General features: G+C 46.5%; 17 protein-coding genes and 1 tRNA gene. 13 read left to right on the forward strand and 5 right to left on the reverse strand.

What is annotated here, in order from left to right; all coding sequences use genetic code 11:
* Positions 1–18: 18 nt before the first annotated feature.
* The 3 genes from GX441_06000 to GX441_06010 are packed head-to-tail and all read right to left on the reverse strand — an operon-like array spanning position 19 to position 3,481.
* Positions 19–1,578 carry a hypothetical protein gene (locus GX441_06000; protein ID NLI98196.1) on the reverse strand — a complete coding sequence of 520 codons (1,560 nt, stop codon included), beginning with the start codon at positions 1,576–1,578 and terminating at the stop codon, positions 19–21.
* The gene (gene tsaD / locus GX441_06005; protein ID NLI98197.1) at positions 1,575–2,564 is read right to left on the reverse strand and encodes a tRNA (adenosine(37)-N6)-threonylcarbamoyltransferase complex transferase subunit TsaD; all 990 of its coding nucleotides are present in this window, start codon (positions 2,562–2,564) and stop codon (positions 1,575–1,577) included. Before tsaD ends, GX441_06000 begins: the two co-directional genes overlap by 4 nt.
* On the reverse strand, positions 2,561–3,481 hold the full coding sequence (locus tag GX441_06010; protein NLI98198.1) for a YbbR-like domain-containing protein: 921 nt from the start codon (positions 3,479–3,481) through the stop codon (positions 2,561–2,563). Before GX441_06010 ends, tsaD begins: the two co-directional genes overlap by 4 nt.
* A gap of 196 nt (positions 3,482–3,677) precedes the next feature.
* Between GX441_06010 and uvrA the strand changes: the two genes are divergently transcribed.
* The 6 genes from uvrA (at position 3,678) to GX441_06040 (ending at position 13,796) form a co-directional block, all read left to right on the forward strand.
* The gene (gene uvrA / locus GX441_06015; protein ID NLI98199.1) at positions 3,678–6,485 is read left to right on the forward strand and encodes an excinuclease ABC subunit UvrA; all 2,808 of its coding nucleotides are present in this window, start codon (positions 3,678–3,680) and stop codon (positions 6,483–6,485) included.
* 38 nt (positions 6,486–6,523) lie between these two features.
* Positions 6,524–7,897: an HD domain-containing protein gene (locus GX441_06020; protein NLI98200.1), complete on the forward strand. Its 1,374-nt coding sequence runs from the start codon at positions 6,524–6,526 to the stop codon at positions 7,895–7,897.
* A gap of 10 nt (positions 7,898–7,907) precedes the next feature.
* On the forward strand, positions 7,908–8,351 hold the full coding sequence (locus tag GX441_06025) for a glutathione transferase (GenBank protein NLI98201.1): 444 nt from the start codon (positions 7,908–7,910) through the stop codon (positions 8,349–8,351).
* Between the two features lie 37 nt (positions 8,352–8,388).
* Positions 8,389–8,462, forward strand: a tRNA-Ile gene (locus tag GX441_06030).
* A 9-nt stretch (positions 8,463–8,471) separates the two neighbouring features.
* Positions 8,472–9,272: a signal peptide peptidase SppA gene (gene sppA, locus GX441_06035; protein ID NLI98202.1), complete on the forward strand. Its 801-nt coding sequence runs from the start codon at positions 8,472–8,474 to the stop codon at positions 9,270–9,272.
* A gap of 3 nt (positions 9,273–9,275) precedes the next feature.
* Positions 9,276–13,796 (forward strand): tetratricopeptide repeat protein, encoded by a 4,521-nt coding sequence (locus GX441_06040; GenBank protein NLI98203.1) that lies wholly within the window; start codon positions 9,276–9,278, stop codon positions 13,794–13,796.
* Between the two features lie 87 nt (positions 13,797–13,883).
* Here the strand turns inward: GX441_06040 and GX441_06045 are convergent, their stop codons facing one another.
* The gene (locus GX441_06045; protein ID NLI98204.1) at positions 13,884–14,681 is read right to left on the reverse strand and encodes a hypothetical protein; all 798 of its coding nucleotides are present in this window, start codon (positions 14,679–14,681) and stop codon (positions 13,884–13,886) included.
* Positions 14,682–14,868: 187 nt separating this feature from the next.
* Here GX441_06045 and GX441_06050 point away from each other — a divergent pair, with 187 nt between their 5' ends.
* From GX441_06050 to GX441_06070, 5 genes are all read left to right on the forward strand, one after another.
* Positions 14,869–15,990, forward strand: coding sequence for an alcohol dehydrogenase catalytic domain-containing protein (locus GX441_06050; protein NLI98205.1), 1,122 nt, complete (start codon positions 14,869–14,871; stop codon positions 15,988–15,990).
* A 92-nt stretch (positions 15,991–16,082) separates the two neighbouring features.
* Entirely contained in the window at positions 16,083–16,289 is a 207-nt protein-coding gene (locus GX441_06055) for a hypothetical protein (GenBank protein ID NLI98206.1), read from the forward strand.
* Positions 16,290–16,291: 2 nt separating this feature from the next.
* On the forward strand, positions 16,292–17,392 hold the full coding sequence (locus GX441_06060) for a hypothetical protein (GenBank protein ID NLI98207.1): 1,101 nt from the start codon (positions 16,292–16,294) through the stop codon (positions 17,390–17,392).
* A 101-nt stretch (positions 17,393–17,493) separates the two neighbouring features.
* Entirely contained in the window at positions 17,494–19,200 is a 1,707-nt protein-coding gene (gene acsA, locus GX441_06065) for an acetate--CoA ligase (GenBank protein ID NLI98208.1), read from the forward strand.
* 601 nt (positions 19,201–19,801) lie between these two features.
* A complete protein-coding gene (locus tag GX441_06070; protein ID NLI98209.1) occupies positions 19,802–20,158 on the forward strand; it encodes a DUF1801 domain-containing protein in 357 nt (118 codons plus the stop codon).
* A 278-nt stretch (positions 20,159–20,436) separates the two neighbouring features.
* Here GX441_06070 and GX441_06075 read toward each other — a convergent pair whose 3' ends face one another.
* Positions 20,437–20,877: a hypothetical protein gene (locus GX441_06075; protein NLI98210.1), complete on the reverse strand. Its 441-nt coding sequence runs from the start codon at positions 20,875–20,877 to the stop codon at positions 20,437–20,439.
* Between the two features lie 708 nt (positions 20,878–21,585).
* Here GX441_06075 and GX441_06080 point away from each other — a divergent pair.
* Together GX441_06080 and GX441_06085 are read left to right on the forward strand one after the other, a co-directional pair.
* Positions 21,586–22,212, forward strand: coding sequence for a hypothetical protein (locus GX441_06080; protein ID NLI98211.1), 627 nt, complete (start codon positions 21,586–21,588; stop codon positions 22,210–22,212).
* Between the two features lie 59 nt (positions 22,213–22,271).
* Positions 22,272–23,903 carry a hypothetical protein gene (locus GX441_06085; protein NLI98212.1) on the forward strand — a complete coding sequence of 544 codons (1,632 nt, stop codon included), beginning with the start codon at positions 22,272–22,274 and terminating at the stop codon, positions 23,901–23,903.
* Positions 23,904–23,962 lie beyond the last annotated feature (59 nt).

Genomic DNA, 23,962 nt, shown 5'->3' on the forward strand with positions numbered 1-23,962 from the left:
ATAAAGGTTTTAAGACTTTTAAGACTTTGAGGATTGTACAATACTCAATAGCCTGATCTTGCCGTCTGTATTAATCGTATATTCAATATCCACTACACTTTTTCTCTGGGAGAGTGGGCGCAACGCCAAGGGGATGTAAACTTGAACGCCGTCAGCTTTGTACCCATCATATGTCTCTTCAAGAATAACCCTGTGAGCGAGAAATCTGGGTGGAGGATTACCTTCGCCAAATGGTGATAGCAAAATCCAGTCGCTTAAATCTCCCTTTATCCCAAGAACGAACACCTCGTCATTCACTTTCTCTTTCTCATCGCCTACTTCAAGCGGTTGGTTTTCAAGCATTTCAAGAAATTCATCCAACCTGCCTTGTTTTACTGTAAATCCACATGCTTTTTTATGACCGCCAAAAGTCAGGAACATATCTTTGAAAAGTGTCAGGTATCCTAAAAGATCTGTACCCTCTAGACCGCGGCATTCGGCGTGCCACAGGCCTTCTCTGCGAGGCGTTAATGCCATTGCAGGCAAGTTATAACGTTCTCTCAACGCGTGGGCCACTGTACCCAGATAATCTGAATCAATTTTATCTGATACAGTTACGATTACACCGCCGATTTGTCGAGCGAGTTTTTCGGCCAGGTCAATCATCTTTTGCTTTCCGCGCTGCCATTCCAGGGCAAGACCTTTCAACTCTCCGTATCGATTATGAAGCCATTCATCGTCAAATGAAAGAAGAAGTTTAACGCCTTCTTCTGGATCCGCAGCGTAAAAGGGAGCAATACCACGACTGTAAAGGTCAAAAACACTGAGGCTTTCAGCATCAAAACCCATCTCTGCAAGCCATACGTTCAGGGATGGCCATATACCTGAACGCAATCGAGCCATACCTTCCTTCACTATCAAGCGGTTTTCATCAATCAGCGGGCAACGATCCGATATCGTTCCCAGTGCGGAGAATATCCAGTAATGGGGTTTCAAAAGGTTCAGTTCCTCAATCGAAAGCCCGACAAGCTTGTTATATAGGGCGCAAACTACTTTTAGAACTACTCCGGATCCTGACAGCTCCCTCCATGGGTATTTGCTTAAAGGTATTTTGGGGTTAATAACAATAGCTTGGGGCATTGAATCCACGATCTCGTGGTGGTCGGTAATAATCAAATCAAGCCCAAGGCTCTTGGCGGTTAATGCCTCGGCTGTATTTGTGACACCAACATCCACAGTGACTATAAGATTGCCTCCCTTTGCCGCAAAATTCTCCATCTCATTCTGTTCAAGACCGAATCCTTCAGTATCGTCTCCTGCTGGAATCCTTATCATGACATTCGAGGCCCCGAGGTCTTCCAAGGCAAGTTTAAGCAGGGAAGCTGAAGCTATACCGTCTAAATCTGCATGTCCCCAAACAAGAATCTTGTGACGTCTTTTCAAAGCGTTTATCAAAGCGTCCACCGCTCTTTGCATATCATTGAGAAGATAAGGATCATAATGATCGGAAAGCCTGGGAAACAAAAATCGCCTTCTTGACTCAGGAGTCTTTATTCCCCTGAGTTCAATGTACTTAATGAGTTCATCTGAAACCATCATGCGCTCATCTCCGCAAACGAAGAACGATCGTAAGCCCGAACATCAAGCTTCGATTCACCAAAGGCTTTAAATCTCTCTATGCCAGCTGCCGCTATCATCGCCGCATTATCAGTACAAAGCGAAGGATACGGTGCATACACGCAGAATCCTTTTTCTTTTCCGAATGCCTCAAACTTGTTACGTAGTCTTTTGTTGATTGATACGCCGCCGGCAAGCCCAAGTCTGCGCACCTTTAGTTCGTCAATTGCCTTCATGACGCGATCAAGAAGATGATCAAAAGCCGCCTCCATGAAGCCTGAAGCGACATCAGGGTAGCAGGCTTCTGGATGTTTTTTAAGATAGTTTCTTGCGGCCGTCTTCAAACCTGAGTAACTGAAATCAAGACCTTCAGGATTGGGAACGGGAAATCTGACTGGAGTTCGAGCCCCTGAGGCCATTCTTTCAATAGCCGGTCCTGCAGGATATCCCAGGCCCATAAGCTTTCCAACTTTATCCAAGGCTTCTCCGCAGGCATCGTCCAGAGTGGAACCTATTTCTTGATACTCAAACTCAGACCTCACGTAAACCAACTCGGTGTGCCCTCCCGAAATCAAAAGAACCAGAAAAGGATATTCCAACTCTTCCGTAGATAGTAAAACACTGTATATATGCCCCTCAAGATGATCCACCGTCCTTAAAGGTTTTCCTGAAGCTAATGACAGACCTTTAGCAAAAGACAGTCCGCATAATATCGAACCCAAGAGACCTGGACCCGCAGTAACGGTTATTAAATCTATATCCTCAAGCGCTATACCTGCGGACTTAAGCGCTGTTTTCGTAATTGGATATAAAAGAAGAGCGTGCGCCCTCGAAGCATACTCGGGGACTACTCCTCCGAATTCCCTGTGAACGAGGTGAGAGGAGATAAGATTTGAAAGAATCGTTTTATCCTGAAGGACTGCCACACTAGTATCATCGCAGCTTGTATCGATACCGAGCGCGATCATCTTACAAGAATCCTGAATATTGCCGGCTCGCTGCGCTCTACCCTTATTCCGGGAGCAATGGAAATGTCGGCAGGAACTCTGTAATCACCAGGGGTCATCGAAGATACAAGAATACTGATGTCGACTTTTGCAGGACTTATGTTTCTGAGCAAACTAACAGGTCCTTTAAGGGTCAACTCCACTTCCTTGTTGAGAAGATAGGCCTGACCTGAAACAGGTCTACCTTCAATTCGGACCGGCAACCCCCTTAGCACAACGGTCGTTTCAGCCTCTACCTTAACCTTCACCTTGATCCTCGAAGGTTCAACGAACAGACCGGCTGTATCAGGATGCTGAATTACCAATTCTCGTTCAACGGTTTCGGATAAATCATCAACATTCAAAGGTTCGCTGAACAACTGGTTTATTCCCGAAACAGCCTCACGCGTTCCATAAACATATGCTGTATTATCGAAGTCTATCGATGATATCGCATAATTTTTTGCTGGAAAGCCCTCAACCGGCACAATAATCTTTATCTTACGTTTCGCCCTTGGTTCAATCTTTAACTCGATTTGATAGGGATCAAGGGATTTTACCTGAATCTGTTCCGGTATTATAACATTCTCTGGGCCTATGCGCAGTCTCTCAAAACCTTCGTGCATATCCTTTAGAGGCAGCATGATTCTTGGTTTTTTCTTGGCAAGTTGAATCAGTGCCTTGCCTTTCCCTTTAATCTCAACGGTTACCGAATCGATGCTTTTGGAAGATACAACGTAATCCTGAGGAAGGAGTGACAAATCAAGCCCAAGCCTCAATTTCCTTGTATAGTCAGCCTCAAGCCTTGCAAAGAGCCAGACAAGTACTGCAACAATCAAGGCAATGAGTTTAAGCCACCAATCTTCAAATATCCAGTGAATGATGCGTGATTTAGCCATTATCGGATTATAGGAAGGCAAGAACCGTAGTCAAGAAGGAGGAAAAAATAAAATCTGCAAGTTATATCTTGGTCGGATGCGAATTCGGCATTGTACTTTCAATAATGTAACCCAAATCAACAATATATTATTACTGATAATCATCCTTTCTGTGTTGACGCGAACCGGTTTCCGGGCTAAAATTAGAGCTTGATTTATGGAACAGGATATTCTCATAAAGGGTGCGCGAGAGCATAACCTGAAAAATATAGACGTGAGGATCCCGCGTAACAAGCTTGTTGTAATAACAGGGCTTTCAGGCTCAGGAAAATCAAGTCTAGCCTTTGATACGCTTTATGCAGAAGGTCAGCGCAGATATATGGAATCCCTTTCCGCCTACGCAAGACAATTCATGGGAGCAATGGAAAAACCTGATGTAGACTTTATCGAAGGCCTTTCTCCCGCTATAGCGATTGAACAAAGAACATCATCCAGAAACCCCCGTTCTACGGTCGCAACGGTAACCGAGATATATGATTATCTGAGAGTCCTTTTCGCAAGAGTAGGCAAGCCTTTCTGCCCCAACTGCGGCATCCCAATCTCTAAGATGTCTACGGATCAAATCATTGATACACTGCTCTTACATCCTGAAGGAACGAAGCTGACTATCCTTGCGCCAAAAGTAAGAGGCAGAAAAGGCGAGTACCGCGATATCTGGCCTAAGTTAATCAGAAAAGGATTCGTCAGGGTCAGGGTGGACGGTCAAGTTATAGCTTTAGATAATCCGCCTGAGCTTGTAAAATACAAGCAGCATACTATCGAGATAGTTGTAGACCGTCTGGTAATCAAATCCAATATGAGAAAAAGACTCGCCGATTCAGTCGAGCTAGCTCTTTCTGAAGGAGAAGGCATTTGCACTGTCTTGATAGACGATTCTAAAGAGCAGACATATAGTCAATCTCTTGCATGCGTAGAGTGCGGTTTTGCTTATCCAGAGATATCTCCAAGACTCTTTTCATTCAACTCTCCCTTCGGCGCCTGTCCAGCCTGTCACGGCCTTGGCACGCAGATGGAAATTGATCCTGACCGTCTAATTGCCAATCCCTCACTTTCTATAATGGAAGGAACGCTTGTTCCATGGGGCGAGCCGCAGGGATGGTCGCTTGCGTTTCTTAAGGCTGTTTCAAAACAATACGGTTTCGATCTGGAAACACCGTGGGTTGATCTTCCCGAGGATGCAAAAAAAGTCATTTTCTACGGTTCCAAGGAACCGGTTAAAATCAAATACGAAGGCAGATCAGGTCACCGATACGAAGGAGAGGAGTATTTTGAGGGAATCGCAAACAACCTCATGCGCCTTCATAAGGAAACAGATTCGGATTATCGAAGAAGATACATCGAAGGTTTTATGTCTATTCTACCATGCCCTGTTTGCGGCGGCGACAGGCTAAAACCTGAGGCTCTATCGGTCAGGATAGGCAGCATAAATATACGGGATGTAACGCGTCTTTCCATCAAGAAGGCGACAGAATTCTTTAATAGTCTTAAGTTAAACAGGCAAGACAAGGCTATTGCCGGTGAAGTCGTAAAAGAGATACTTGACAGGCTAGGATTCCTTCTGGAAGTCGGAGTAGACTACCTTACTCTCGATAGAACTGCTGACACACTCGCCGGCGGAGAAGAACAAAGGGTAAGACTTGCAACACAGATAGGTTCCAGACTCGTAGGAGTGATATACATACTCGACGAACCTACAATAGGATTACACCCAAGGGATAACAGACGCCTTTTGGCAACACTTCACAAACTCAGGGATTTGGGCAATACCGTCGTAGTTGTTGAACACGACAGGGAGACCATAGAATCGGCGGATTACATTATTGACCTTGGTCCAGGAGCAGGCGCAAAAGGAGGAAAAATAATTGCGGAGGGCACTCCAGATGATATCAAATCTTCAATTCGCTCGCTTACAGGCAGATATCTCACGGGCAAGTGCCATGTAGCCGTACCTTCAGAAAGAAGAAAAAACTCAAAGGAAAAATTGACTATAAAGGGAGCAAGACACAATAATCTGAAGGAAATCGATGTTGATTTTCCACTAGGTCTTTTTGTTTGCGTAACAGGTGTATCCGGTTCGGGCAAATCCTCACTCGTTTCTGACATTCTCTATCGCGCACTAGCGCGGAAATTTTATCGGTCACGCACAAAACCGGGGGATCACGACTCCATCGAAGGCCTTGAGTACATAGACAAAGTCATTAACATAGACCAGTCGCCGATAGGAAGAACGCCGCGCTCCAATCCTGCGACCTACACTCAGGCATTTGGCCCTATCAGAGAACTCTTCTCGAAAACAAAGGAAGCGCGCATTCGCGGTTACGGTTCAGGAAGATTCAGCTTCAACGTCAGAGGCGGGAGATGCGAACGATGTTCAGGTGACGGAACGTTAAGGATAGAGATGCACTTCCTACCTGATGTTTATGTCCCTTGCGAGGTATGCCAAGGAAAGCGCTACAACAAGGAAACACTGGAGGTGCGTTTTAAAAACAAGAATATTGCTGAAGTTCTTGAGATGACAGTAGATGAAGGGCTTGATTTCTTTGCAGATATTCCGCCTGTTGAACGCAAATTGAGACTTTTGAAAGACGTAGGCCTTGGTTATATAAAACTTGGACAGTCTGCGCCTTCCCTTTCAGGCGGAGAAGCTCAGCGAATAAAACTTGCCAAGGAGTTATCGAAAATACCGAAGGGGCACACCGTTTATATACTCGATGAACCTACGACAGGGCTGCATTTCGAAGACGTCCGCATGCTGCTCGGCGTTCTTCAAAGGCTTGTAGAAAAGCAAAACACGGTAATAGTTATCGAACATAATCTCGACGTCATTAAAACCGCAGACTGGGTGATTGACCTCGGTCCAGAAGGCGGAGACGCCGGGGGCAGGATTATCGCCAGCGGTCCTCCTGAGGAGATTGCAAAAACCGTGAACTCGCATACCGGTCTCTTCCTTAAGGAAATGCTTTGAATATTTCTCTAAAGCCGATAAAGCAAAATGAAGAGATATTGAGAAAACTTTTATCCCTGAAAAAAGACAAAGAGATATACGTCGTCGGCGGAGCAGTACGCGATATTGTATTGGGCAAGAACATCCTTGATATCGACTTTGCCCTGAAGGGTTCGGGAATGGCATTCGCCGAGGAGGCAGCGCGTAAGCTGAAAGGCGCTTTTGTTCCACTTTCCGAAAAAGATGACGAGGCCAGGGTCGTAATCAACAAAGAACTTGTTCTTGATTTCAAAGGTTTTACTGATACTTTAATACAGGATCTTACAGCACGGGATTTCACAATAAATGCGATAGCTCTATCGCTTGATAATGTTGTCTCATCAAAAAGCTTTTCCCCTATTGATCCATTTGAAGGATTAAAGGACATTGAAAAAAAACGGATAAAAACCGTAAGCCGGGATTCAATCAAGAATGATCCATTGAGAATCCTAAGAGCTTACCGATTCAAGTCTCAGCTTGGGTTTGAAATCTCGCACAGTTTGGAAAAAGAAGCGGAGACTACTTCGCTCAAAGATGTTGCTAGAGAAAGGATTTCTTACGAACTAAAGATCATCCTTCAGGCTCAAAAAACATATCCTATCATTAACCGGTTGATTGCTACCGGGTTGCTTGAACAGATTTTCCCTTTTCCGGATTTCTTTAGGGATTATGCGGTTCGGGCGCACTCTTTAATGGTGTTTGAAAGACTAGAACATATTCTTAACCACAAGCATTTCCCTCCGTTGATAAATGATATCATCGAAAGAATAAACAGCGCTCCTGAAAAGCGTTCGCTTCTGAAACTCACAGCTCTGTTCCACGACGTATCAAAGCCTGAAACTTTAATAAAGGATAAGGATGGGTCTATGCATTTTTACGGTCATGACACAAGGGGAGCTAAGAAGATGCTCTGGACCCTTTCAAAGATACTTAGGTTTTCTAATGCCGAATCCGAATATGTCGAGCAGTCGATTGCACGACACATGCACCTGCATCTTTTAGCAACATCCCAGGAGCTGACTGAAAGAGCCATGCGAAGATACATGCGAATGTGCGGTTCGGTCGCCGAAGACGTCATGATACTCGATCTTGCTGACGGTTTTGCCACGGCAGGAAGGACAAGACATCTTGAGAAAACTATCACATCGATACTGGAACTTGCTTCACAGGACGCAAAAAGGTCCGAATTCAAGCCCTATGTAAATGGAAATGATCTTATCGAAATTGGATTAAAGCCTGGACCGATATTCAAGATTATTCTTGCAGAATTGGAGGAGTTACAATGGGAGAATAAAATCCAAAACAAGGATGAGGGCATCGCTCATGTAAAAGAAAGGCTTGAAAGCGGGGAATACACAATGAGCGCAGAACCTGCAGACGATTCACTGAAATAACAGAGGATATATGATCACTGGAGTGAACCACGTAACGCTTTCCGTAAGAGACCTGGATGTCTCATTTGACTTCTACACTAAGATACTCGGGATAAAACCGCGAGCAAAATGGTTACAAGGCGCCTACCTCGAAGCAGGAAAAATATGGATTGCGCTCATTGTAGATAAGAAGATGCGAACCCACAACAATCCAGAATATAGCCACTTAGCCCTCAGCGTCAAGCCAAAGGATTTCGGTCCAATTAGTAAAAGAATAAGGGAATCCGGAGCCAAGATATGGCACCGCAATACGACTGAGGGGCCCTCCATCTATTTCCTTGACCCCGACGGCCATAAATTAGAGATTCATGTTGGTGATCTGAAGACTCGACTTATATGGGCAAAAACTAATCCATGGAAAGGACTTGAGTTCTTCAACAACAATTATCAGAGCCAATGGTTTTTTCTACCTTGACATAATGTATTTTTTCCGGTATCATTCGCTGTTGCGAGGGCCTATAGCTCAGTTGGTTAGAGCGCACGCCTGATAAGCGTGAGGTCAATGGTTCGACTCCATTTAGGCCCACTAATATTTATGAAGAAACTTTTTCTTCTCATAATACTCGCTTCTCTTGCGGGATGCGAGGGCGAAAGACTGGGAATGATCAAGATTGAGGGAACTATCGTTTCCTCGGAGGAGACGGTGAAAAACCTCAAGACTTTCGAGGAAGACCCATCCATAAAAGGCGTGTTGGTGGTAGTTAACTCCCCGGGAGGCGGCGTCGGTGCAAGCCAGGAGATCTTCGAGGCAATAAAAAGCCTCAAGGATAAAGGCAAAAAGGTCGTGGTTTCGATGTCGAGTCTTGCGGCATCCGGTGGATATTACGTTTCGTTGCCTGCTGACAAAATCGTTGCGCTTCCCTCCACCATTACCGGCTCAATAGGCGTAATCCTTAATTTTCCGGTTTACAAAGGTCTTATGGACAAGCTTGGAATTCAGGTGTATACGGTTAAATCGAGAGAAAATAAAGACATAGGTTCAGGAACCAGAGAACCAAAGGAAACCGATACCTTGCTCTTAAAACAAATGATTGACGATGTCTATGAACAATTTGTCGATGAAGTCGTTCTTTGGAGAAACCTACCGAAAGATAGTGTATGGGCAATCGCGGATGGAAGGGTTCTTTCAGGCAGACAAGCCTGCAAACTGGGTCTTGTGGATACCCTAGGTTCAAGAGAAGTAGCCCACAAGATTCTAGCCGAGTTGTGTGAAATGGAAGGTACCCCCAAATTAGTTGAGATACCTAAGAAACGCTCCTTATGGGAGGAGATAATGGAATCAAGAATAGGCGACTTTTTTACACCCACCCTTAGATATGAACTTCAATTCAGGTAATATATGATTGATGAAATTCTACTGCCCCTTATACCGCATCACGTCCTTGCAAGAATTCTGGCCGAAGGCAGAATAACGCCAGGAATCACAAAAACAAAGTCCGTTCTGCTTTATACTGATATCTCCGGTTTTACTGCACTTACAGAAGCGCTAACCGCCGAAGGAAAACAAGGAATAGAAGAAGTTACCGAGATATTAAACGCACATTTTTCAAGACTTTCAAAGATACTCGAGGATCAAAAAGGGTCGCTCTTGAAACTTGGAGGCGATTCGCTGCTAGCTCGTTTTGATGATCAAGATGCCGTTAAACGAGGAACGGCAGCAGCATGGGAGATGCTTGATTGGCTTAAGGAAAATCCCATAGTAAAAACAAGCAAAGGCAATTTTACATTATCAATGAAGGCGATACTTGGAGGAGGCGACTACTACGAGGCTATACTGGGAGATGACGAGAAGGTCGATTGGTTCCCGTTAGGGGATTCAGTTGAAGAGCTTGCAATGGCCGAGAAATCGGTTGGTCCAGGGGAGCTGGTTGTAAGAAGAGGACTCGGTGATGAAACCTTCGACAAAGCGCCATTTTTGGAGATCAATGAAGAAGACCGACAAAAGCTTGTCGGTTTAACAAAATCCTTTCTTCCTCTCGGCAATGCCGGGAAAAGCGCTTTATCTAAAGGCGGTGAATATCGGATTGTTGCTCCTTTTTTCCTTAACTTAGAAGGATACGATTCAGCGAATCCTGATTTCGAATCTCTTAACAGCTTCTACTTGAATATCCTTAAAATCGTAAGAAGATACCAGGGTGCGGTAAATAAAGTCGACATCTCGCCTAGAGGCAGCAAATTCCTTATTCTTTTCGGCGCACCTTTGAGCCACGAGACGGACAGAGCGAATGCTGCTGCATGCTTCAAGGATATTTATTCATTTGAGACTTCTTTTGTTCTGACTGGCGGGCTATCTTACGGCGCAGCATTTGCAGGCTATATCGGCGGTCAAGAAAAGGAATATACGGTGATAGGACAAAGAGTAAATGCAGCGGCAAAGATCATGAGCGCATCCGAACCGGGCCAGTTCGTTGTAACTGAAGAAGCCCGCGACAAATTCTCCGATCTTTATGAAACTGAAGAGTTAGCCCCTGTATCCGTAAGAAACATCGCTTATAAGAGATTTATTTTGACTTATCCGAAAACTCAATCTTCTTCTCCAGCCGGCGAGTGGAAAACTCATGAAGAAGAACTCCAGCAACTGCTTGCACTGCTCTCCGAAGACACGAAAGTAATAGGAGTGACAGGCGACCAGGGCATCGGAAAAAGCCGTTTTCTAAAGAAAATCAGTATGAATCTCAGCAATGATCATGAAGTATTGAAAGTTACGCTTGAAGAAAGGGAAGCGCCTTACCAGGTGTTCCGTAAGATTCTCATGAGCTCATCAGGGATTAAAGAAGAGGATGACTCATCAGCGAAAAGGACAAAACTCTCCGAGCACATTGATTCCCTTGGAAACAATCCTCAAAATCATAGAGGCGATTCTGAGCTATCGAGAAGGTTTCCTTTTATTGCGGCGATGCTTTTCGGAATGGAAGAAGAACAGATAAAGATTGCATCATATTCTCCTGAACTCCGACTTGAAAACCTTTTAGACGCATTCAGAAGCTATCTTTTAAGCAGAGCCAAAGAAAAAAACCTGGTCCTGCTAGCGGATGATTTATCAAAAGCCGACAGCGGCTCACTTGAAATGCTTGCTTTTGCTGCGAGAACGTTACCTCGAATAAAGCAGAGAAATATAGCCTTCGTATTCACCTTCGACAAGGGTTTTGAGCAGTATTTTAAGGAGGTATTTGCCTCAGATGGCGATGTAAAAGAATTGACCCTCTCCCCTCTTTCCGCCTCAAAAACAAGGGAACTTGTAGAACAGATTCTTTCCGGCAAGTCGGACGAAAAAGTTCAACAGTTTTTGTACGAAAGAGCGCTAGGCAACCCTACCGTTCTTGAGCAGTGGATCGGATACCTGCAGGATAAAAGTTTGATTACAAAGGTGGGAGAGACCTGGGTTCTTGATGAGAATGTTGATTCTGCTGAGATACCTGACGACCTTTACAGTCTTGTATTTTCCAGGCTTGACAGACTGCCTGAAAAAGTTAGGGAAGCATTAAAAGTGGGTTCGGTTTACGGCATGCATTTCCCGGCTCCAATAGTTTCTTATATTACAGAAAACAACAACTTATCTGACTTGCTTTTACCTGCTGTAACTTCCGGCTTAGTCTACCCTTTAGAAGCCGGTGAAATAGACTACATTTTCAATCAGACTTTGATAAGAGACGTATGTTATGATTCTCTTTTACGAGGAGAACGCGAAAAATACCACCGCCAAGTTGCAAGAGCGATTGAAAATCTTTACAAATCCTCTCTTGATAGATATCTTACTTTACTCTCTCATCATTATTCTGAGGCAAACGAGTGGGAGCAAGCGTTCGCGTATTCAATTCGTTCGGCTAAGGAAAACCGCAGGTTATTCCGCAACGAAGCCGCTGAGATCGATCTTACGAATGCAATAAGAATATGGAATGAACATTTAACAGAAGGATACAGTGAAGATCTCTATACGGCTTATTTCTGCCGAGCCCAGGTTTACGAATACCAGGGACGTTTTGATGAAGCCGCTAAAGATTACACCTCGGCGAGAAATCTCTCCATAAGAACCGGAATGCGTGAGCGTGAAATAGATACACTCAACAAACTGGCTTATGTTTCGCGTTTCATCTCGGATTTCGACCATCTTTTCGAGTATGCTGACCAGGCTCTTACTAAGTCCAGCGATCTCGGATACAAAAGAGGTCTGACCGTGGCGCATGTAGAAAAAGGTGCCGGTTACGCAAGACAAGGCAGGCATGAAGAAGCCGATGGCGAGTTTCAAGCTGCTCTGGACCTGGCTCAGGAAATCAATGATACTGAAGAAACAAACAGAGCGTTGAACAATTTGGCTACTTTGAATAGATTTCTGGGGCAACCTGATAAATCACTTGAATATTATCAAAAAGCTGTGACTCTTGCCGAGAAGAATGATGATAAGCTGCTGCTGACGACCAACATATTGAACCTTGCCAGACTTCTTCTCCAACTAGGCAAAATCCAAGAGGCCGAGAGCTATCTTGAACGAGCGCTAAAATCAGCGATAGAAATAGGTCATAGAGAAAACATCATAAAATGCATTATCGAACTTGCAGGCGTATACCTCATGAAAGGTGACCTTAATTCCGCTCATGAAAGATTGGAGGAAGCTTCCGTCAGAGCCGAAGAGCTGCAAAATCCTGAATTAGCAGCCGAAGTCGAACTTAACAGAGGACATATATTTTACTATATGAACAAGCCTGAAGACGCCTTATCAGCATACGAGCACGCTCTTGAATTGCGCAAAATTGTAGGCGAACCAAATAGAATCGCTGACGCTCACGCCCATGTTGGCAATACATTGCACATGCTAGCGAAATTAAACGACGCTCTGCCTCATCTCGAAGAAGCTCACAAGATATTTTCTGAAATCGGGAATCCCCAAGGCGCGGCTAGAGCGCTGGCGACTCTAGCGTCAATAAACCGCACAAATGGAAGGTACATTGAAGGCTTTAACCAAATAAAGGAGGCAAAAACGCTCTTTCACGAATCCGGAGATTCCTGGGGTGAGGCTGAAGCTACTCTAAGATTTTCAGAAGCCGCACTTGATTTCGCATTTTATGAGGATGCAATCAAAGGTCTCGATTTCGTGGAAGAAACTGCAAGTGCTCCCGAAATGGTTCGCATTAAAATCGAGTCGCAGATTTTGCGATCTAATATTTATGCCGAGATGAGTCTTCCCAAGAATGGCTTGGATGCCGCGACAAAAGCTATAGATAATGCAAAAACTTGCGACGCCCAGGATTTGATTTTACAATCAATGGCTGCAAGAATCAATAATCTTATAGAAAATAAAGAACTCGAAACAGCCGTAGCTGAGTTAATTGAGCTTCAGGGAATAGCCGCGCAAACCGGCAACGTCACAACAGCGCTTTTGACAGCGGCAAGAATAAATCTCGCTAACGGAATGTCTTCATCCGCTATTGATATTCTAAAGCAGGTAGAGAGCGACGCACTGGATAAACTGGATTCCAGAAGCCGGCTTTCGTTGTATCAACTCCTTAGCCAGGCATATTACGAAGACAACAAGCCTTCCGAAGCTGCACTCTATGCTGAAAAGGTGATTTCCCTGACTCAAGAACCAGGCCTTTTGTGGTTTGTAGTTTCTTCGAATCTTATAATCACTTCGATTATCTCTGATCAGTTGAAAATTCAATCCGATGAAAACGGTGAAAAGCACCCGTCTTTCCTTACCAGACTCTTTCATCCTTTAGCCTGTTCAAAATGGAACAGGCATCAAAAGGCGGCGGTTAAAGCAGCGAATGATATTCTCTCGAGACTCTCTGGCGATAATATTGTTTTGATGAAAGACGCTTTCATCAAAAAGGGAATAGCAGGCAAAAGGCTTCAAATCTCATAGATAAACCGGTAATTTGAAACGCGAAAAGGGAATGTCTCTTGAGACATTCCCTTAAAGGTTGTCAAAGATTAAAATGCTACACTAAGATTAATAGTGTCCTACGCCCTGCGCCGTCTGAAACGCATAGCGTAACCAGACTTTGACGGCATCTCCTGCAGCCTTGGATGTTGTTGTTACCGACGCCACCGAGTCGACTATGATCTTGCCGAAATAATTATCCTCGGTTTGGAATTGATAGATTCCGCCCTTTACGAGTTTTGCGCTCGATGCATACGAGGTAGGAGCGTCCTGAACATCAAGCCATTCTGTTTGGGTAGATGCTGTTACACCGCCAGTTGTTACTCCAGGTCTCTTTGCGAAATAAAGATCTTCGCCTTCACGATAGAAATAGAAATCAACATCCGGATCATCATCCTGTTTAGCTGTGGGAGCACCCGAAAGACGATCAAAGTATACGGCATTTGTCGGACCGTGCGTTCCGGGATCATAGCCCAAGTAATCGCCGTAGCCGCCTGGTCTCGGGTAAAAGCCCCTACTGAAACCGTAGCCTGTAACCTGTCCGCCTACTTCTCCGTTAACGGCGACAATATATTTCTCACCGTTATTTAAGCCTGTTTCTGTAACGGTTTTATCCTCGGTGACGCCCTTTTCTACTGGATCGCTTTTGTCATTGCCTTCCTTTGTGACGAATACGCTTAATCCGTCAAGACCTCTTGGCAGCTCTGCAGGCACGCCGTTTATGTTTATCGATACGCTATGATCGCCTGGTTCAACAACAACCTCAAGATCTTCTTCAATCAGTTTCTTTATTGCCGCTTCATCCGGGATTAGACCGCATCCGAATACTAACATGGCTCCTGCGATTAAAACTATGAGTTTTTTCATTAACTCCTCCTTATAGTCTTTTTAAGATTTCTTCGCTTTCTTGCGAAAAAACACTAGTGCTTGCAATTAGCTTAATCAATAGTGTGAGTTTGTCAATACCTTAATCACGATTACTATAAAACATCTTTATGTTGACAGAAACCCCTTGTTCAATAAGATAACCGATACTAGTAAAAATGGAGCTGCAATGTCAAAAATGAAAGCGGTAGTCAAGATAAGGCCGGAGAAAGGTGGAGCCGAGTTAATGGACGTAGACACGCCGACTATTCGCCCGGACGAAGTTCTCGTCCGGGTGCAATCAACTTCAATCTGCGGAACCGATATTCATATTTATGAGTGGAATCCGTGGGCGCAGAGGAGAATGGGCGAAAAGCAGCTTCCCCAGATACTTGGACACGAGGTTGCAGGAGTGGTGGTGGAGGTAGGTCAGGCGGTAAGAAGCATAAGGAAGGGCGATTACATATCCTGCGAGACCCATATATACGACCCCGGCGATTTGACTTCGCTTCTGGGACAGCGGCATATCGGCGAGCACATGCAGATACTGGGCGTGGACCGGGACGGAGTATTCGCCGAGTATGTGGCCGTGCCCGAACGCGTTTGCTGGCGAAACGACCGCTCGATCCCGCCGGAGTATGCTTGCGTGCAGGAACCCATGGGCAATGGCGTTTATGCGGTGCTCGGCGAGGATGCCGATGTCGCGGGCAAGACGATGGTTATAGTAGGCGACGGGCCTACGGCGCTTTTTGCCACCGGTGTTGCTCGGGCAGCAGGTGTCGCAAAGATTATCGTCGTGGGGTTTTCAGACTTCGCCATGGACATTGCCAAACGCATGGGCGCCGACCATGTGCTCGATATAAAGAAGACAAGCCTTGAGGAAAGACATAAGTTCATTCTTGATGAGACGGATGGCTTCGGCGTGGATATCTCCGTAGAGATGGTCGGCGGGGAGAAACCTATTGAGGAAGCCTTCACCCATTTGAGAAAAGGCGGACGCCTGACCGCGTTCGGCGTGGCTTCGGAGGCAAAGGTGCCTGTCGACTACAATAACGGGCTCGTATTCAAGGGCGCGCAGGTTTGCGGTATAAACGGACGCAAGATATTCGATACCTGGTACAGGATGCGCAACCTCCTTGCCGCGCAAAGGATTGACATCTCTCCCGTTGTAACCCACGTAATGGCATTACATGAGTTTGAGAAAGGCTTCGAGATGCTTTTAGCCGTCCCGCGTTTGGCGGCAAAAATTGTACTCTTCCCAGACGAAAATGAATTAAAGGATGCAGAAAAGAGAATTTCAAGCAAGGGTTGAAATAAAGAATTTCATCAATAAAATATCGATGAATTCCCAAAATGGAAGTGAAATGGAAAAGGTAAAAATGACTATATATTTTAAGGAGGCCCATGAGCAATATAGGCTCTTATGAGGAACAATACGAGAATTTTGACTGGTCAAAAGCGCGTGATTTTATCGGTTTCAAAGAGGGCGATTTTCTAAACATAGGCTACTACTGCTCGGACAGGATATGCGAGCAGGGCAAGAAAGCGACTTGTCGAAAAGGGAAAATCCTAACCTCCGCCTTAGCGGACATCAATAGGAGGAAGTTCTAAGGATGCGAATATTGTTGAAAGGAAAGGCAGAAAAGCGTTGGAGACCGCTCGCATCCTCCGATTACGAAGACGAGAGCAAAATACAGGAACTTCTTCAAAAAGATATCTCCCTCATCCCTCTGGAACCACCCCTGGTGGCTTCGGCGCGAGAGTTCGGGCTTCCCAGTTCAGGTTCAAGTGATATTGTCGCGGTTGCTGAAGACGGTTCAATAGCCATTGTAGAGTGCAAGTTAGCCAAAAATTCAGACGTCCGAAGGAAGGTTATCGGACAACTTCTGGAGTACGCCGCGTATCTCTCACAGATGTCGGAATTGAAGTTCACGGATAACTTCGATAAGCTTTCCGAGAAACCACTTTACGAATCCGTCAGGGAGCATTCAAGCATCGAATTCAACGAGTTGGAGTTCCGAAAGGCACTTGACAGGAATCTTCGAGAAGGCCGCTTTCACTTGATCGTAGCCGTAGATCACATCAACGAAGAGCTGAGGGAGATCGTTCTTTACCTCAACAAGCATAGTGACTGCGTTGTTGCAGCCCTGGAATTGGAGTATTTCAGGGATGGGGAAAAAGAAATACTTGTTCCAAAAATATCGGGCGGCCCGGACGAAAAGGAAGCTGCGGTCGGCAGAGGTTCAGTAAAACGTACTTACGCACCAAAAGAGAATTTAAATAGGGAAACCTTTCAAAAAACAGTTGGGGAGGAAGTAGCTAAAGAAGAAATAACTGAAGAGGACGCCGCTGTTCTCAGACAACTGCTTGATTTTGCCGAAAAGAATGCGGACGAAATAAAATGGAACCCTGGGTGTTTTGTCTTCAGAATCAAAGCAAAGAAAATCATACTGCCTCTCTTGAGGGTATATACCGATGCGTATTTGGAATTTGATTTCAGGTCTGTTTTGAAAAGCATTGGTCTGAAAGACACGACGGAATTCCGACAAAGAATTAACGCAATCGGCGCCTGCCTGGATGAGAAAAGAAGGGACTTCGAGCATTTCTGCCCAAGTACGGATTTGAAGTTTTTATACGATGCGTCCTCGTTTGAAGCCTTTAAGGAAACGATTCTATGGGTTGAAGAGAAGATGCGTGCTTACAAAGGGGATTGAAAAGTGTATCGGATTTCATTCGCTCCTTTCAAGTGGAAAGAAGATAAAGATCATAGTGATTTTTTAAAGCTTAACCGAATCCTAAGGAGGATCTAAGGATCATGAGCAACATCGGAAGTTACGAAGAGAAATATAAAACCTTCGACTGGTCCCAGGCCCGTGAGCATTTGGGATATAAGGAAGGCGATTTTTTAAACATAGGCTACTACTGCTCGGACAGGATATGCGACCAGGGGAAGAAGGATAAGCTTGCCCTTATCTGGGAAGGCTCTGACGGCACGGTCAAGCGCTACACATTTAATGACCTGAGACTCGTAACAAACACCTATGCTCAGTATCTCAAGGATTTGGGGATCAAGGTCGGCGACCGCGTCTGCGTATTCATGGACAAGATTCCCGATTTGTACTTTTCGATCCTGGGGATATTGAAGCTCGGCGCAATGGCGCAGCCGCTGTTCTCCGCGTTCGGACCCGAATCCTTGATGACGCGTCTGGAGGATGCGGGCACTGCGGCTGTTATAACGACCAAGAAGCATGTATCGAAGGTACGTCATATAAAACCGGATTTGCCGAATCTGAAGCACATAATAGTTGTAGACGGTGAGCCTTCAAAGAAGGGCGAAGGCGAGATAGTTTTCGAACTCGACAAAGCGAAAAAGGTCGAGAAATTCGAAAGCTACCCATGCACCCCTGAGACCCCATCCCTGCTTCACTACACATCTGGGACTACGGGCAAGCCCAAGGGCGCCCAACACGTTCACGGTTCGATATTTGCGCAGGCCATAACGACGAGTTGGGTGCTCGATGTCAGGGATGACGATGTGTACTGGTGCACTGCAGACCCCGGCTGGGTCACAGGAACCTCTTATGGAATCATCGGCCCCTGGTCTCTTGGCATTACGCAGGTTGTTTTGGATGCGGGATTTATACCCGACCGCTGGTACAAGCTTATACAGGATCACAAGGTGACTGTCTGGTACTCGGCCCCGACTGCCATAAGGATGCTCATGAAAGAGGGCACCGACATCGTCAAGAAGTATAACCTGTCGACATTGCGTCACCTTGCGAGCGTTGGCGAACCCTTGAATGCTGAAGCCGTTCACTGGTCACGCGAGGCTTACGGCCTGCCATTCCACGACACCTACTGGCAGACCGAGACCGGAGCCATAATGATAACGAACTTCCCCGGCATGGAGATAAAGGCCGGCTCGATGGGCAAGGCCTTTCCTGGCATAACTGCAACAGTCGTAGATTTGAAGACTTATGAACCAATCAAGGAACCCGGCAAGGTCGGACTTATTGCCTTGAAACCTGGCTGGCCTTCGATGTTCAGAACTTACTGGAACAACAAGGAGACATACGACAATAAGTTCAAGAATGGCTGGTACATATGCGGCGACCGCTCGTCGATTGACAAGGACGGCTACTTCTGGTTCGTCGGCAGGGATGATGACGTCATCAACACCGCAGGTCACCTGGTTGGGCCATTTGAGATCGAATCCGCATTGCTTGAGCATCCGGCGGTAGCGGAATCGGCGGCTGTAGGCAAGCCCGACCCCGTTAACATGGAGGTCGTAAAGGCGTTCGTGGCGTTAAAGCCGGGCTTCCAAGTATCGACAGATCTTGAACTTGAGATAATGAACTTCATCCGCAAGAAGCTCTCCCCACTTGCCATGCCGCAGGAGATAGAATTTGTAAGTTCGCTTCCAAAAACGCGTTCGGGAAAAATAATGCGCCGCGTTCTTCGCGCACAGGAATGGGGCGAGGATTTGGGCGACATCTCCACGCTCGTGAATGATGATGTATAACTAATAGATAAAAAACAGCTTGCCTGTTTTTATCTAATCCAAGATTTGATGAGTGCGCATTTTGCGCACTCTCTTTTTAGAAAATTGGGGTCCCCGCGAAGCTGTGGAGTAGATTCGTGGGGTTGAGTTCGGGGTCCCCACAAGATCGCAACGCGATCTTGTGGGGCAAAAAAAGCTGGTCAAAAGATGGTCAAACTTTCACCCCAAAAGACTGCTCCGCATTCCTTTGGTGACCCCGATAAGGAAGTCAGGATTGACGGTTTGTGTTCCAGTTTGAATAAGCGCGTCAGGATTTGAAAATGTCATTGGCGAGGTAGCCGCCGGAGGCGGCATGGGCTGAACTACCGCTGGAAGCACTTAAGTTCAGCAAGTCGCTGCCAACGACCAAAGCTCCAAAGGGTGACGCTTGCGGAACTATCTATTCCCGAAGGGAATGCTCCTTAGACGTTAGTCAAAAACGTAGGAGCTGACCTTTAGGTAAGCTCGAATTATTTAGAAGCGGGCCGACTTGACGCGACAAAGATGCTGCGTCAACCCCTTGACAAGGCGGACTTAAAAGCTACAATATTAGTAGGAATTTATATGCAAAAGGAGATCGAAAATGGATAAGAAGAAAACTCAAAAAGGGGACGGAGAGGCCGAAGCGCTCGCGGCAATCGCCGCGATGGAGGAACCCTACCGCGCAATGGCTGAGCGGCTGCACAAAGTCATCAAGGCAAGTGCGCCTGTACTTGAGCCTAAAACCTGGTACGGGATGCCCGCCTATGCCAAGGACGGCAAGGTCGTCTGCTTCTTCCGCAGCCCGGAGAAATTCAAGGAGAGGTACATGACGTTCGGATTCAACGACAAGGCGAATCTCGACGAGGGCGTCATGTGGCCGGTCGCCTTTGCGCTGAAGGCGCTGACCGCCACCGAAGAGGCGGAGATAGGCGCGCTCGTAAAGAAAGCGGTGGGCTGAGGTCTACGACTTGCGTCGCAACTTGTTTAGAAGTTTGTCGCCGGGGAGTGAGGAAGTCATTGCGAGTGTCGCTGCGAGCGACCGAAGCAATCTATTTGCGGAGCAAATGCTCCTTAGCGTATCAGCACTACCTTGTACGTCGCACCCCCCTCCCCCATCGGCTTGATGAAATACCCACCCGATTCGTAACACTCACCCCAAACAAACGTAGGGGCTTACCTTCAGGTAAGCCCGGATTGACTATTTGCGGGCCGACCTAAAGGTCGGCCCCTACGATTTCACATCTTAGTTAAAAGTTGGATAAGCAGGGTTCCGCCAACACCAAGTATTCCGCTTATCAGCGATGCAATTAACGCTACAATTATTTTGTCCTTGTTACGTTTCCAAAATGACTCTTGCTCGTGACGTCGTTTGAGAATAATTAATGAGTACCTTTTAGTTTGAATATTCATAGCCCAGAAAACCCAAACAACAAAGATAAGACCAAATGCAATACCGACAACTATTACCAACCATGTTTCCTTTATGATTCCCTCAATAAAATCTTCAAGGAATACCCCGATAATAGAACCAAAAAGCCAACTCCATCCCGTTTTGGAAAACCAACCAAATCTTAGGCGTCTAGGTTTAAGAACCTCTTTTACTTTTACCAAAACACCACGATTAGTTATAGTGTCTTCACCTGCATAAAGCCATATTCTGTCGCTTTCAAAATTCAACGAAATATATGGACTATGTGTTGTAAGGTTCAAATCAGTAATCTTTTCTTTCTTTAATTCCTTAAGCTGGCTTGGATCATCAAGTTGATATTCATCAGTCTTAATGGTTATTTCTTCTGACGCATCTCTTAATACTTCGACTATCTTTTCGATGTCATCAAGATATATTTTTATTGGCGGAAAATTCTCCCATAGCTTTTGGCGATTTTTTTTACATAAAATTCCTGTAAATAGATTATCTATGCTTTCGATGCTTTGTCAATGAGCGCGCTTTAATTTCCATTTCGTCATCGCGAGCTGCACCCCGCAGGGGCGCTAGCGTGGCGATCTCCTGGCACATTCTTGAAACACACTGTACAGAGCCATGTGCGTAAGCACTCTGCTACGAGATTGCTTCGTCTTCTCGCTGAACGTAAGCGCTTCCCGCGCGGGTCTGCGCTTCGAGCGCACGTTCAGCCAATGCCTCCCCTGGAGGCTCGCTCGCAAAGACAGGAGAAGAAGGTCACCCCTCACCCGCCGCTGTGCAGCGGCCTCTCCCAGAGGACGAGGATGACTACCCCTCCCCTACCCCTCCCGCCAGGATGGGTAGTAGGAAACAGGCACAACCCAGTAGTATGTCGAACGCAGTTCGACCCATGCGGCCTCCGATTGCTAGCTTGCATCCGCATATTATCCAGCTAAACTAGCGTACAACAAAAGGAGATGCATATGCAGAGAATATTTCTGATAGCTTTGCTGGCACTGTTAGTCATCTTCCTGCCCGTATCTGCCCAGATAGATACATTGAAAGCAGGTCGCACGCTCGGTCTCGAGTTCGCGCCCGGCGTCATGGGCGGACTCTCTTTCATGCAGGCGGGCGTTACCTTGCCGACAATAGGTAAATCATTCCAGATAGGAATAAAAGGCCGCATGTGCAGCTCGCTCACATGGTGCACGTTCATTCACTCAGAGACGGGCGAGCGGGTTTCGTTCCACCCGGTCGTGGCGGCAGGAGTTGTGTCTTTCGGAGGTTCGGGTCCGATACTGTACGGCAAATTGAGACCTTACGGAGCGACCGATATCATAGTCGGCTACTCATTCACGCCGTACGACGATCTGGTCTACGGCTGCGGCAATCTGATTGGCCCGAATTTGACCTTAGGCGTAACAGGCTACTTCGGCATAGAGCTTTTCACGTCAGAGCGGCTGGCGATGTTTCTGGACGCAGGCGGAGGCTTTAAGACACTTAAGCCCGAGGACGAAGAAAACCTCTACGCCATTGCATCGAGCTGGATAGGCTCGGGCTTCGGCCTCAAGATGGGGATTAGGTTTTATCCCCGCGCCGTCGCTTCGTAAAGTAATGTGGAGCAATTGCCTTTATCTGAGGCTCTCAGAGGTATCATAGGTCGAATCCAATGAGACTTGATATCGAGAAGATAAAGAACGCATGCACGCCGACCTCGTTTAGACGAGGCAAGGAATACTGCGAGGAAGGAAGGGTTTCTTCAGTTGAGCGATTCGGGGAGCGGATAACGGCGATCGTTAAGGGAAAAGAACCTTACAAGGTTACCATTCGTCCTTGGGGAAACGACTTCTCCGCTTCATGCACCTGCCCCTACAGGCAGGGTGGCTCATGCAAGCACATCGTGGCCGTGCTCCTCTGCCTGCTCGAAGAATACCTGAAGGTTGAGAAAGGCATGGGAACGGCAAAGGGCGATGCCGCGCCTGATTCCGGAGTCGGGAGTCAGGGTATTATATCTAACCGCGACATTGGAAACCTCCTGAATATATATAACCTCAACCAAGATTCCGCGAAGAAAAGGTTTAAACAGTATAAAAGCGTGCTACGAGGCATGTACCGCCGCGCATTCAAAGGGTCGGGCTATCACCGCTACGGGATCGAGGTCGGATTTACCGATTTTGAGGAACTTGCACAGCACTGCATCCGCAGAGGCGATTTCGACGAGGCCTTGCTCGTTTATCGGGCGCTCTCCGAAGTCATTGCCGAAAAGATGGACTGGGTGGACGATTCGGACGGCTACTACGGCGGAGCTTTCGCGGACGCCATGGACGATTTTGCCAACACCATCCTCGCCGCTGAATTCGATCACGACCGAAAAAAGGCTCACATAGAGTATCTCTTTCAGAAATTCATCGCGAACGACCCCGACTACTTCGAGGAGCACTACGACGCAACGCTTAAGAAGATATGCACCAGCGAAGACGACTTAAGGCTCTGGAAGGAACTCCTCGAACCACACATGCCTCAGAGTCTGCCTGATAAGGAAGATTTCATCAAACGCTTTCGAGCATGGAGGCTTTTTTCGATGATGCTGCATATCCTTGAAGGCCTGGGAGAATGGGACGCCTACTGCGCGCTTATGGAAAGGAACTACAGAAATGACAATCAGTTATGCCTGTGGTACGCCGAGCGTCTGGTCAAGATCGGACAACACGAGCGGGCAATTGAAGTGGCGGAAGAAGGACTGAGAATCTTTCCTGATCATCTCAGGGAGGGCCTGCGCAGGCTCCTTGGAGGGTTCTACAAGCCGAGTGATCCCGGCAAGTACAAGCTGAATCTGAAAGCCCTGTTCCTCGAAAAGCGAAGCTGGAAGGACTACTACGAGCTGAAGGCTCTTTGTGCGCGGGATGAATGGAGCCGGACGATCGAGGGCATAATCGCCGAACTGGCGCGCGAACGGCATGACCGGGACGATATCCTCATCGAAATATATCTGAAGGAGGATATGTTTGAAAAGGCTCTGAACATGGTTCTTTCTAAAAAGAGTCTTCAATATCTCGAGAAGTATCACGCGCGGCTTGCCGCGAAGTTTCCTGACGAGTACTTCAAGGCGTACATGGAGTTTATTGCTCCTTTTGCCAAATCGAATACGGGTCGAGGACATTACACTGAGGTCGTCCGGTATCTTAAGCTGATGAAGAGAATAGAAGGATATGAAGAAAGGGTCAGGGAACTCGTTGAGGACTTCAAGACCACATACGCAAGAAGACCTGCGTTTATTGAGGAGTTGAGGAAGGTCAAATAAGCGGATGAGGATAATCCAGCGCTCATTAAGAAAGGGAGATGGCCGTAGGCCTTGGAGAT

The organism is bacterium (assembly GCA_012517375.1).
Lineage (GTDB): Bacteria > Hydrothermota > Tepidihabitantia > B3-TA06 > B3-TA06 > JAAYVC01.

Bases quoted from the DNA above. Each gene is read 5' to 3' on its own strand.
- GX441_06000 (NLI98196.1), bottom strand. From the start codon at position 1,578: ATGATGGTTTCAGATGAACTCATTAAGTACATTGAACTCAGGGGAATA.
- GX441_06060 (NLI98207.1), top strand. From the start codon at position 16,292: ATGCGAATATTGTTGAAAGGAAAGGCAGAAAAGCGTTGGAGACCGCTC.
- GX441_06070 (NLI98209.1), top strand. From the start codon at position 19,802: ATGGATAAGAAGAAAACTCAAAAAGGGGACGGAGAGGCCGAAGCGCTC.
- acsA (NLI98208.1), top strand. From the start codon at position 17,494: ATGAGCAACATCGGAAGTTACGAAGAGAAATATAAAACCTTCGACTGG.
- tsaD (NLI98197.1), bottom strand. From the start codon at position 2,564: ATGATCGCGCTCGGTATCGATACAAGCTGCGATGATACTAGTGTGGCA.
- GX441_06010 (NLI98198.1), bottom strand. From the start codon at position 3,481: ATGGCTAAATCACGCATCATTCACTGGATATTTGAAGATTGGTGGCTT.
- uvrA (NLI98199.1), top strand. From the start codon at position 3,678: ATGGAACAGGATATTCTCATAAAGGGTGCGCGAGAGCATAACCTGAAA.
- GX441_06055 (NLI98206.1), top strand. From the start codon at position 16,083: ATGAGCAATATAGGCTCTTATGAGGAACAATACGAGAATTTTGACTGG.
- GX441_06045 (NLI98204.1), bottom strand. From the start codon at position 14,681: ATGAAAAAACTCATAGTTTTAATCGCAGGAGCCATGTTAGTATTCGGA.
- sppA (NLI98202.1), top strand. From the start codon at position 8,472: ATGAAGAAACTTTTTCTTCTCATAATACTCGCTTCTCTTGCGGGATGC.
- GX441_06040 (NLI98203.1), top strand. From the start codon at position 9,276: ATGATTGATGAAATTCTACTGCCCCTTATACCGCATCACGTCCTTGCA.
- GX441_06050 (NLI98205.1), top strand. From the start codon at position 14,869: ATGTCAAAAATGAAAGCGGTAGTCAAGATAAGGCCGGAGAAAGGTGGA.
- GX441_06085 (NLI98212.1), top strand. From the start codon at position 22,272: ATGAGACTTGATATCGAGAAGATAAAGAACGCATGCACGCCGACCTCG.
- GX441_06025 (NLI98201.1), top strand. From the start codon at position 7,908: ATGATCACTGGAGTGAACCACGTAACGCTTTCCGTAAGAGACCTGGAT.
- GX441_06080 (NLI98211.1), top strand. From the start codon at position 21,586: ATGCAGAGAATATTTCTGATAGCTTTGCTGGCACTGTTAGTCATCTTC.